The organism is Streptomyces sp. NPDC002324 (assembly GCF_053593335.1).
Window position 1 is genome coordinate 183342 of sequence record NZ_JBSFCF010000015.1, and the last position, 10449, is coordinate 193790.

The following is a 10449-nucleotide window of genomic DNA, read 5'->3' on the forward strand; positions in this document are numbered from 1 at the left end:
ACCACGAGGTGAATCGACATGACCGCCTTCACACACGCCCCGCACCGCAGGCCCCTCCGACGCGCCGCCACAGTCGGCATGATCGCAGCCGGTGCCCTGTTCCTCAGCGCCTGTGGCAACGACATGAACGGCATGGACCACGGCAGCGGCAAGGCCTCCACGACAGCGACCCCGACCGCCACCGCCACCGCCACCGACAGGGCTGGATCCGCCGGCTTCAACGCGGCCGATGTCGCGTTCGCGCAGATGATGATCCCGCATCACGAGCAGGCCCTGGAGATGGCCCGGCTCGCCGACAACCGGGCCTCCGACGCGGAGATCAAGGACCTCGCCGGGACGATCGAGAAGGCCCAGGATCCCGAGATCAAGACGATGCGGGGATGGCTGAAGTCCTGGAACGAGCCGACCGGCGTCGAGTCGATGCCCGGTATGGAGCACGGCGGCGGCAAGGGCGACGGCATGATGGCCGACTCCGACATGGAACACCTCAAGGGCATGAAGGACGCCGAGTTCGACAAGATGTTCGCCGAGATGATGATCGAGCACCACAACGGCGCCATCGACATGGCCCGGGACGAGCAGAGGAACGGTGAGAACGCCGACGCCATGGCGATGGCCGGTGACATCGTGAAGGGCCAGTCCGCCGAGGTCGAGCAGCTGAAGGGCATCCTCGACCGGCTCTGACGCACCTGCGGCGCGAGCCTCCTCCGGTCGGCTCGCGCCGCTCCGACCTGCCTGCGCACCCACCCCCACGCACCCGCACGCGCGCACCCCGCACCCCGCACCCCGGAGTCACGTACACACGCACGATTCCATGCGCGGCCAAGCCATCTACTATGCCCTTGCGTATTCACTGCGCGCGTCGGCGGCGAAAGGGAGTCAGGGGCATGCGGCGGCTGGGGGAACTGGAGGCGGAGATCATGGACCGTCTCTGGACATGGAACCGTCCGGCGACGGTGCGCGAGGTCGTGGACGATCTCAACAGGACCCGCCCGGTCGCCTACACCACGGTGATGACCGTCACCAACATCCTCTACAACAAAGGCTGGTTGCTGCGGGGCAAGCAAGGTCGCGCCTGGTTGTACTCGCCGGTGCGCAGCCGGGAGGCGTACGCCGCCGCGCTGATGGAGGACGGTCTGGGCGCGAGCAAGGACCGCCCGGCCGCGCTGGTCCACTTCGTCGAGAACATGACCGAGGAGGAGCAGGCCGCGTTGCGCAAGGCCCTGCGCGCGGTACAGCGGCAGGCGAAGTCGTGAACGCGGCTGCCGCCCTCGGCACCTACACGCTGCTCGTGGGCTGCGCCGCCCCGTACCTTCTCCTGCGGGCCGGCTGGACGCACCGCGCACCCGCTCTGGCCCTGACGGTCTGGCACGCCCTCGCCCTCTCCTTCGCGCTCGGGTCCGCGCTGACCGCCTACCACCTGTTCATGCCCATGCGGCACCCGCACGTGGGGCTGCTCGGACTGCTGCATTCCTGCGGGTTCGACATGGGCGCGGGCGGCCCTGACCCCGACACCGCGGGGCGTCTCGCCGTCGCCCTTCCCGCAGCGCTGGGGACCGTCCTGGCGGGCGGTTTCGCCTTCCAGGTCGCACGAGCGCGTCACGCGAGGTCCCGGCACCGGGAGGCGGTGGATCTGGTGGGCCGCCGCTCCGCCCGGCTGGGTGCCACCGTCCTGCCGTACGACGTTCCCGCCGCCTACTGCCTGCCCGGCCGCCGGCCCAGGATCGTGGTCAGCGAGGCGGCCGTACGGGAGTTGGCGCCGGAGCAGCTCGCGGCCGTACTGGAGCACGAGCGGGCCCATATCGCCGGGCGCCATCATCTCGCGCTCGCCGGCACGGCGGCGTTCCACTCGGTCTTTCCCCTGCTCCCCCTGGCCCGCCACGCCCGCGAACAGACGGCACTCCTGCTGGAGCTGGTCGCCGACGACCGGGCCCTGCGCGCCCACTCCGACGAGGCCCTGGCCGCCGCGATGTACGAGATGGCGGCGGCCCGGACACCGAAGGGCGCGTTCGCGGCGGGTGGCCGGACGGTCCTGATCCGGATGCGGCGGATCCTCGGGCCGCGCACCGCTCCACACCCCGCCCTCCGGAGCATCATGGCCACCGCGAGCGCAGCCGTTGTTCTGTTGCCACTGCTCGTCGCCTGCCCGCTCGGCGCCGGCTGACGGGTTCCCCTACGAAGTTCCGGTGGGGAGCGGCTCGGGGTGCCCCCGATCGTGCAGGCGGCATGACCCGGCGACCGTCACGCGGACATCATCATCAGCATCGTCGCCATCGAGCCCCCCATGCCGACATGGCCGGCCAGCCGCGCGTTCGGTACGCAGAACAGGGCGGGGACGCGGGTGGCTCGACGGTGGCGCGCCTTCGCCGCGGCCGGAGCGGGTGGTCCGCCCGAGTCCCGCATCCGGGCGCGTACGGCCAGAGCCACGAAGACCACGAAGTAGGCGGCGAGCGCCCAGAAGGCGACGCTCCACAGGAGCGCGGAGCCGGACGCGGCCTCGGTCACGCCGTGGGCGGCGCTCATGCCCTCCGTCCCGGCCGTGCCGCCGTGCCCGTGCCCCGACGAGCCGGCCAGGGCGAGCATGGGGCCCGATGTGGCGCCCGGCACGGCGAGGGTCATCAGCACCATGGCGGCGCTGCCGATCACCACATGGGCGGCGTGCCCGAGATGCCGCGCCCCGCTCCGGGCGGCGTACCGTAAGGACAGAGCCACGCCGCCGAGACCGAGCACGGCGAACACCGCCGCCCACCACATGCCGTACGTCCCGTAGAGGGCCGCCGTCGGGGGCGCCGCCATCACGGCCATGCCGCCGCCCATGACGACCTCGGCCCCCGCCTCGAACCGGGCCCGGCCGCTGACCAGTCGGATGCGGACGAGGTTCCCGACGGCCACCCCGGCGCCCAGCGCCGCCAGTGTCCAGCCAAGAAGATGTCCCGTCATGTCACCACCCCTTCGCGGTACCGGATCTCGGCTCACCGCTCGTCGATCACTACGTACCTCCTTAGTACGTACTGGTCCAGGGTCCGACTCAGCAGGGCAGGCGTGACATCTGGAGAGAGGGCGGTCGCGCAATCCTCGGCATATACCCCCCAGGGGTATATGCTGTCGTTGGCCGAGGCACAGACCGACCGACGAGAACGGGGATGAACGGGTATGGACCACAGCGCTCACCACGACGGCGCCGGGCAGGACGACAGCACCGGCGCAGACCACCACGACCACTCCGCGCACGGGGCGTCCCCTGGGCCGGGACACGGCGGCGCCTCCTGGCCCATGGCGGCGAAGGCGACACTGCACTGTCTGACCGGGTGCGCTCTCGGCGAGATCCTCGGCATGGTCATCGGCACCGCCCTCAGATGGGGCAATGTCCCGACCATGGCTCTGGCCATCGCGCTCGCGTTCGTGTTCGGCTACTCGTTCACCCTGTTCGCGGTGCGTCGGGCCGGACTGGACTGGAGGAGCGCGCTGAAGGTGGCCCTGGCCGCCGACACCGTCTCGATCGCCGTGATGGAGCTGGTCGACAACGCGATCATCGCTCTCACCCCGGGAGCGATGGACGCCCATCTCGACGACGGACTGTTCTGGTCGGCACTCCTCGGCGGGTTCGCGGTCGCCTTCCTGATCACCACGCCCGTGAACAAGTGGATGATCGGCCGCGGCAAGGGCCACGCCGTCGTGCATGCCTACCACTGACGTTCCCGCCCGCCACCGACGTCGTTCACGCCCCCACCCACAGCCCCTCCGGCCAACACGTGCCGAGCCGGCCCTCGGACCGCCCGGTCGACGCCTGGTGAAACCTTGATCATCCCTAGACCATCCCGACAGCCGGACGTTCCACCAGGTCAGGTAGCGTCACCACGGACTGCCCCCCACGGCGAGTTCCACCAGCGACACCCACCGACACAGGAGCCGTCGTGGCACCGAGCACACCTGCCCCGCGTACGACCGACATACGTACGACCACCCACGCATCCCACACGCACGCATCCCGCGCGCGTCGGCCGAGAGCCGTCGCCCTGGCGCTCGGCACGGCGGTGGCCGTCGTCTGCGCCGTGGTCCCCGCCACTGAGGCGGCCGCCGCCGGCTACGCCACGGCGGCCGGCCCATGGAGCGCCGCCACCGCGCTGACCGGGGCCGACGGGCGCCAGACGCTGATCGACGCCAAGACGGCCGGCGACGGCACCACGTTCGCGCTGTGGCGCGACCGGGCGGCCGACGGCACCCACTGGGACTACGACATCGCTGTCAAGGCCGCCGGCAGCAGCACCTGGGGGGCCTCCCACACCCTGGCCACCGGCCGGGCGAGCACCTCCCCGGCGGTCCTGACCGTGACACCCACCGGGCAGGGCGTCGTGACCTGGGTGGAGGGCCGGGGCCCGGACGGCGACCTGGCCGCCGTCGCCGCCACCTGGAGCGGGGGCAGCTGGTCGGAGCCGGTCCCCCTCGCCACGTACCCCAGCGGCACCTATCTCGGCCTGCCCCGGCTCGCCTCGGCGGCCGACGGCACCCTCACCGCCGTATGGGACCAGGGCGAGTTCGACGACTACAAGGTCATGACGGCCACCCGCGCCCCGGGGGCCACCACCTGGTCCACACCCCAGCCACTCGCCGCCGTCACCACCGGGTCCGTCTACGACCTCGCCGTCGCCGTCACCCCGGGCGGTGCGGCCACCGTCGTGTGGGACGTCTACGACCAGGTGGCCGACGGCAACCAGCACACCGTCCACACCGCCACCCGCGCCACGGCCGGCGGTAGCTGGAGCGAGGGAACCGTGCTGCCCGGCGTGGGCCTCACCGACGGTGTCGTGCAGGTGACGTCGGACGCCAAGGGCGCCACCACCGTGCTGTGGCGCGGCGCCAACGCCGCAGGGACCGGCACCGACCTCAAGTCCGTCACCCGGACCTCCCCGTCCGCGAACTGGGGCGGTGTGCAGACCGCGGTCCCGGGCTTCTCCTACAGCGACGGCAGCGACCCGCTCACCGCGCCCGACGGCGACCTCACCTATGTGTGGGTGGGCTGGAGCAGCGCCGACGGCGAGCCCGTCGTACGGTCCGTCACCCGCTCCGCGAGCACCGGCACCTGGTCCGCGCCCAAGACGCTGTCCACCGGGTACGTCACCTGGGACGTGGACGCCTCCATCGGTGCCGACGGAACGGTCCAGGTCGTCTGGCCGCAGGTGCCGAGCATCGACAACGGGAACGACCACTATCTCCAGTGGGCGGTTCGCGCCGACGGCACGTGGAGCAGGGCGACGGCCCTCAACAGCGAGCCAGTCCCCGACGTCTCCAGCACGGAGGCCCTGTCCGGTGAGGTCGCGGCCGGTCCCGACGGCCGGGCCACCGTCCTGTCCCGCAAGGCCGTGGGCAGCGGTGACTACACGAGCCAGGTGTCGGTCCGGTGGCAGACGCTGCTCACCAAACCCGTGATCACCTCGAAGGCCACGCTGAGCGGGACCGTCCGTACGGGCTCCAAGGTCACCTGTGACGCCGCCTGGGCCGGTACCGGCGCCAAGGCCGCCTGGTCCTGGCTGCGCGACGGCACGGTCGTCTCCGGTGCCACCGGCAGGACCCGCACCCTGACCGCCGCCGACTACAAGCACAAGGTGTCCTGCCGTGCCGCGGTCACCAACAACGCCGGGTCGGTCCGCTCCACCTCCGCCGCCGCCACGGTCACGGTCGGCCCCGCCCTCAAGGCCACGAAGGCTCCCGCGATCACCGGCACGGCCAGGACCGGCTACAGGCTCACGGCCGCGCACGGCACCTGGTCGCCGACGGCCGCCTCGTACACATACGTGTGGAAGCGTGACGGCCGGACCATCACCGGCGCCACCAGATCCACGTACGTACCGGCGAAGGCCGACAAGGGCCACAAGATCACCGCGAAGGTGACGGCGAAGAGGTACGGCTGGACCGACGGGTCGGCGACCACGGCCTCGGTCACCGTGCGCTGAGCAAGGCCCCGCTCGTGCGTTGGGGGTGCCCGGCCGACCCACCGGTCGGGCGCCGCCGTTCATCTCGTCTTCCGCCCCGTACAACCGTTTGTGCACCTAGGGGGTCGTACGGGCGTCGGATTCTCAGACGGGGGCATTACATTGCGCAGACGCACCCTGACCGTGGCCACGGCCACCGCCGCCCTCGCCCTCGCCCTCGCCGTCACCGGGCTCGGCGTGCCCGCGGCCGTCGCGGCGCCCTCCGGTCTGTCGGACGACTTCGACGGCGACGGCTACCGCGACCTCGCCATCGGCACGCCCAAGGCGAGCGGTGGCACGGTCACCGTCCTCTTCGGCTCCGCCGCCGGCATCAGCCACACCCGGTTCGTGAACGTCACCCAGAACACCCCCGGCGTGCCCGGCTCCTCGGAGAGCGTGGACAAGTTCGGCGAGAACGTCACCAGCGGCGACGTGAACCACGACGGCTACGCGGACCTGATCGTCGGCGCGCCCGGTGAGGAGGTCACGGGCAAGCCGCGCGGATCGGTGACGATCGTCTGGGGCGGCGCGAGGCCGTTCACCTCCGGTGGCATGGCGCTGACCGCGCCGACCGCCGAGGCGGCCGGCTTCGGCGAGGGTGCGGCCTTCGCCGACCTCGACGGGGACGGCAGCCCCCAGCTCACCGTCGTCGGCAACGACACGTTCTGGTGGTACGGCGACGGCGGGCCCACCCAGGACGGCGCGTTCGGCCCCGAGGTGGACTTCCTGCCGGACGGCGTCCAGTTGGACGGCATCGTGGCCGGCCACTTCTCCTCCAAGGACGGCGGCAACGGCTTCGAATACATCCTGCACGGCCGCCAGTACGACAAGGACGGCTCCCCGCTGCCCGGCTATGTGGGCGTGCTGAGCGGTGGCCCCGGCGACATCGGCTCCTCCCACCGGGTCCTCAGCGACGACGGGACGACCGGCTCCGCCGCGTGGCGCTCGGCGGCCGTCGCGACGGGCGACATCGACGGCGACGGGTACGAGGACCTGGTCACCGCCGACGAGGCCGGTGTCGAGGGCGGTTCGATCATGGTGCGGTACGGCTCGGCGTCCGGTCTGCCGCACAAGGGCCGCACATATCACCAGGACAGCCCCGGTGTCCCGGGCACCGACGAGGTCTACGACAGGTTCGGCGCGGCGCTCGCGCTGGGCGACGTGACCGGCGACGGCCGCGCGGACCTCGCGGTCGGCGCCCCGAACGAGACCGTGAACGGCAAGCGTCGCGTCGGCAACGTCGTGCTCCTCAAGGGCGGTCCGAACGGCCTGACCACCGCCGGCGCCCAGTCGTTCCACCAGGCCACGGCGGGGGTGCCGGGCGCGGCGGAGGCCGGGGACCACTTCGGTTCCTCGCTCCGCCTGCGCGACATCAACGGCAACGGCAAGGCCGATCTGGCGATCGGCGCGGACGGCGAGGACATCCTGCCGGACGGCTACGACGACGGGGCGGCCTGGGTGCTGCGGGGCGCGTCCGCCGGTCTGACGACCACGTCGGCGACCTCGTTCAACGCGACGGACTTCGGCTACCCGGTGGTGGCGGGCCGGAAGTTCGCGGACGTGTTCGCCCGTTGAGCGGCCACCGAGGGCCCCGCGACGTCGGTCCTCGGGGATGATGCCGTCATGAGCACCATCGTCGAGTTCTTCCTGGCACCGGACGACACCGCGGCGGGTGCCGCGTTCCCGGCCGGGCCACGAGACGCGTACGAGTCGCTGTCCTTCGGCAACTTCGATCCCGAGGAGGCCGTGATCGAGTGGGAGTGCCTGCTCACCGGCAGCACCTTCGATGAACTCGTCGAGGCCGGCGAACCGCGCGTCGTGGCGGCCCGGGACGACAGCGAGTGTGTCGTCCTCGTCCTCTCGCCACGTCTGTCCGCCGCCCTCGCCGACGCCGGGCCGAAGACACTGCGGGACGTCGCCGTCGCGTGGTCCGGGCTGCGGGCGGCGGACGGCGAGGTCATCGACGCGGAGACCGCCGGCGTGATCGTGGGTGACGTGGCCGCGCTCGTCAGCGGCGGCCGACGGCAGGGCCTGGACGTGTACTGCTGGGTCGCGTAGCGGCGCCGCCGGTCGGCCTCGCCGGACGGCCTCGGCAGGCACTGCCCCTGCGGGAGGCCCGAGCCGGACGCCCGCCTGTGTCACACAGGGCGGGCGTCCGGCTCGGTCTGCCGGCGCCAACGGGCGCCGGGCGTCGCTCGGTTGCGGTGGTGCGGCACGCGTCAGTCCACGATCACCCCGGTGCGCGCCGCCGGGGCCCGCCCGGCGAGAAGCCCGCCGAAGTTCCCCTCGACCTCCGCCTTCTCCGCCGCGTTCGGATACGCGTTCGTACACGCGGTGCCCGCGGTCGAACCGGACATCAGGCTCGAACACGGTCCGGGCTTGCGGTCCGGCAGCCCCAGGATGTGCCCGAGTTCGTGGGACGAGATGCGGATCGTGTTGTAGCCCTGGTCGACGGCCTGGCGGCCGATGTAGACGGTCCCGTTGCCCAGGGTCGTGGGCAGGGCACGCGGCCAGCCGTTGTCGGCGAGGACCCGGATGTTCGCGCGTTGCCCGGCGGTGACCGGCCGCAGTTCGACGGTGTCGACACTCTCGTTCCAGATCGCCGCGCCCCGGTCGACCGCGCTTCTGAACTCCGCCGAGCCACTGGCGTCGTAGGTGAAGACACGGGCGGCCGCGGAGACTTCGGCCGTGTCGGCGGGAGCGGCCACGGCCTGGCCACCCGTCAGGGACAGGGACACGACCAGAGCCGCGGCCAGGCCACCGGTCAGCGTACGTAGGTGCATGATCGACCTCCTTGTGGGGGAAGGGGCAGTCGTGCTCATGACATTATCTGCCCCTTCCCCCGATGTGACGGGAGTGAATCCGTCAATCCGAGGGGGAAGCCGGGGACTTCCCCGCCGGGAGGCCGACCGACCGGGTCAGCGAGCGGTGGCGTCGGCCGCCTGGCGGACGAGGCGGGCGACCGAGCCAGGGTGGGACACCGCGACGGCGTGGGACGCCTTGACCTCGACGGTACGGGCGTGGGCGCGCTCGGACATGAATCGCTGCGCGGCCGGCGGGATGTTGAAGTCCTGCGTGGCGATCAGGGACCACGTCGGGATGCGCTTCCACGCGGCCCCGACGGACGGCTCCTCCAACGCGGCGGCGGCGATGGGCCGCTGTGTGGCGGCCATGATCGCCGCCTGCTCACGGGAGACGTCCGCGGCGAACTGACCGCGGAACTTGTCGGACTTGATGTACAGGTCCTGCCCCTGGCCGCCGTCCGGCAGGGCGTACGGCACCGCGTCGACCGCGTCGCCGAGCGTGCTGCCGGGGTACTTGTTCGACAACCCCAGTGAGGTCTCGCCCCGGTCCGGGAGGAACGCGGCGACGTAGACCAGGGCCTTGACCTTCTTCTCCCGGCCCACCGCCGCCTCGCTGATGACGGTGCCGCCGTAGGAGTGCCCCACGAGGACCACGGGTCCCTCGACGCGGTCGAGGACACTGCCCAGGTACGCGGCGTCGGACGCCGGTCCTCGCAGCGGGTTGGCGGCGGCCACCACCGGATATCCCGCTCGCGTCAGCCGCTTGACGACACCGGTCCAGCTGGCCGCGTCGGCGAACGCTCCGTGCTCCAGCACGATCGTCGGCCTCGGCCGGTCCGCCTCCGAGGCGGAAGCCGAGGCCGAGTCCGTCGCTCCGGCCGTCCCGGACAGCGTCACGAACCCCGTGAGAGCCGCCACGACGGTCACGGTGGCCACGGCGGTGCGGCCCCCGTGCCGCGCGATCCGGGCGGTGGGGATTCGGGTCATGGGTGAACTCCTTGAAAGGTGCGTTGATGGGGCGCGTCGAAGAGCGCGCGGTAGCGCATGGGCGGCGGCGCCACGGGACGACCACGCGTCCGCCCGGCGGCCTTCGTGGCTGTCCGCGAAGGCGGCCGAAGCCGCCGGGCCCATGCGTGCCCGTTCCCTCGGGGTCAGGCGGTGAAGGCGGTACGCAGCGCGGTGACCGCCTGGTGGATCGCGGCTTCCGCGGCGTGAGTTCCGCGCAGGGCGTTGAGCATCACGAAGTCGTGGATGACGCCCTGGTAGCGGACCGCGGTGACCGGCACCCCGGCCTCGCGCAGCTTGTTGGCGTAGGCCTCGCCCTCGTCGCGCAGCACGTCGGCCTCGCCCGTGATGACCAGCGCCGGCGGCAGACCGGTCAGCTCCTCGGTCGTGGCGCGCAACGGGGACGCCGTGATCTCCGCCCGCTGCCGCTCGTCGGTCGTGTACTGGTCCCAGAACCACCGCATCGCGTCGCGGCGCAGGAAGTAGCCCTCGGCGAACTGGTGGTAGGAGCCGGTGTCGAAGGAGGCGTCCGTGACCGGGTAGAAGAGGATCTGGTGGACGAGGGGGACGTCCCCGCGCTCCTTGGCCATCAGGGTCAGCGCGGCGGTCATGTTGCCGCCCACGGAGTCACCGGCCACGGCGATGCGCTCGGCGTCCAGCTGGTGGCCGGC

The 10449-nt window shown here is 72.1% G+C and carries 11 protein-coding genes; 7 read left to right on the top strand and 4 right to left on the bottom strand.

Features of this window, described 5'->3' with window-relative positions; all coding sequences use genetic code 11:
• Positions 1–18: 18 nt before the first annotated feature.
• The 3 genes from ACWCRJ_RS21455 to ACWCRJ_RS21465 all read left to right on the top strand — a co-directional run bounded on the left by ACWCRJ_RS21455 (position 19) and on the right by ACWCRJ_RS21465 (position 2164).
• The gene (locus tag ACWCRJ_RS21455) at positions 19–684 is read left to right on the top strand and encodes a DUF305 domain-containing protein (RefSeq protein WP_450940760.1); all 666 of its coding nucleotides are present in this window, start codon (positions 19–21) and stop codon (positions 682–684) included.
• 203 nt (positions 685–887) lie between these two features.
• Entirely contained in the window at positions 888–1256 is a 369-nt protein-coding gene (locus ACWCRJ_RS21460; protein ID WP_046915346.1) for a BlaI/MecI/CopY family transcriptional regulator, read from the top strand.
• On the top strand, positions 1253–2164 hold the full coding sequence (locus ACWCRJ_RS21465) for a M56 family metallopeptidase (protein ID WP_450940761.1): 912 nt from the start codon (positions 1253–1255) through the stop codon (positions 2162–2164). Before ACWCRJ_RS21460 ends, ACWCRJ_RS21465 begins: the two co-directional genes overlap by 4 nt.
• A 77-nt stretch (positions 2165–2241) precedes the next feature.
• On the opposite strand, the gene ACWCRJ_RS21470 is transcribed toward ACWCRJ_RS21465, so the two are convergent.
• Positions 2242–2940 carry a DUF5134 domain-containing protein gene (locus ACWCRJ_RS21470; RefSeq protein ID WP_450940762.1) on the bottom strand — a complete coding sequence of 233 codons (699 nt, stop codon included), beginning with the start codon at positions 2938–2940 and terminating at the stop codon, positions 2242–2244.
• Between the two features lie 213 nt (positions 2941–3153).
• Here ACWCRJ_RS21470 and ACWCRJ_RS21475 point away from each other — a divergent pair, with 213 nt between their 5' ends.
• The 4 genes from ACWCRJ_RS21475 to ACWCRJ_RS21490 all read left to right on the top strand — a co-directional run bounded on the left by ACWCRJ_RS21475 (position 3154) and on the right by ACWCRJ_RS21490 (position 8027).
• Positions 3154–3693 carry a DUF4396 domain-containing protein gene (locus ACWCRJ_RS21475; protein WP_450940763.1) on the top strand — a complete coding sequence of 180 codons (540 nt, stop codon included), beginning with the start codon at positions 3154–3156 and terminating at the stop codon, positions 3691–3693.
• Positions 3694–3914: 221 nt separating this feature from the next.
• Entirely contained in the window at positions 3915–5951 is a 2037-nt protein-coding gene (locus ACWCRJ_RS21480) for a hypothetical protein (RefSeq protein WP_450940764.1), read from the top strand.
• A 141-nt stretch (positions 5952–6092) separates the two neighbouring features.
• Entirely contained in the window at positions 6093–7544 is a 1452-nt protein-coding gene (locus tag ACWCRJ_RS21485) for an FG-GAP and VCBS repeat-containing protein (RefSeq protein ID WP_450940765.1), read from the top strand.
• A 48-nt stretch (positions 7545–7592) separates the two neighbouring features.
• Entirely contained in the window at positions 7593–8027 is a 435-nt protein-coding gene (locus ACWCRJ_RS21490) for a hypothetical protein (protein ID WP_450940766.1), read from the top strand.
• A 161-nt stretch (positions 8028–8188) separates the two neighbouring features.
• Here ACWCRJ_RS21490 and ACWCRJ_RS21495 read toward each other — a convergent pair whose 3' ends face one another.
• From ACWCRJ_RS21495 to ACWCRJ_RS21505, 3 genes are all read right to left on the bottom strand, one after another.
• Positions 8189–8752: a snapalysin family zinc-dependent metalloprotease gene (locus tag ACWCRJ_RS21495; RefSeq protein WP_450940767.1), complete on the bottom strand. Its 564-nt coding sequence runs from the start codon at positions 8750–8752 to the stop codon at positions 8189–8191.
• Positions 8753–8887: 135 nt separating this feature from the next.
• On the bottom strand, positions 8888–9760 hold the full coding sequence (locus tag ACWCRJ_RS21500) for an alpha/beta fold hydrolase (protein WP_450940768.1): 873 nt from the start codon (positions 9758–9760) through the stop codon (positions 8888–8890).
• Positions 9761–9924: 164 nt separating this feature from the next.
• Positions 9925–10449, bottom strand: a 525-nt coding sequence (locus ACWCRJ_RS21505; RefSeq protein ID WP_450940769.1) for an alpha/beta hydrolase, incomplete at its 5' end; no start/stop codon positions are given.

Bases quoted from the DNA above. Each gene is read 5' to 3' on its own strand.
- ACWCRJ_RS21460 (WP_046915346.1), top strand. From the start codon at position 888: ATGCGGCGGCTGGGGGAACTGGAGGCGGAGATCATGGACCGTCTCTGG.
- ACWCRJ_RS21500 (WP_450940768.1), bottom strand. From the start codon at position 9,760: ATGACCCGAATCCCCACCGCCCGGATCGCGCGGCACGGGGGCCGCACC.
- ACWCRJ_RS21475 (WP_450940763.1), top strand. From the start codon at position 3,154: ATGGACCACAGCGCTCACCACGACGGCGCCGGGCAGGACGACAGCACC.
- ACWCRJ_RS21495 (WP_450940767.1), bottom strand. From the start codon at position 8,752: ATGCACCTACGTACGCTGACCGGTGGCCTGGCCGCGGCTCTGGTCGTG.
- ACWCRJ_RS21470 (WP_450940762.1), bottom strand. From the start codon at position 2,940: ATGACGGGACATCTTCTTGGCTGGACACTGGCGGCGCTGGGCGCCGGG.
- ACWCRJ_RS21455 (WP_450940760.1), top strand. From the start codon at position 19: ATGACCGCCTTCACACACGCCCCGCACCGCAGGCCCCTCCGACGCGCC.
- ACWCRJ_RS21490 (WP_450940766.1), top strand. From the start codon at position 7,593: ATGAGCACCATCGTCGAGTTCTTCCTGGCACCGGACGACACCGCGGCG.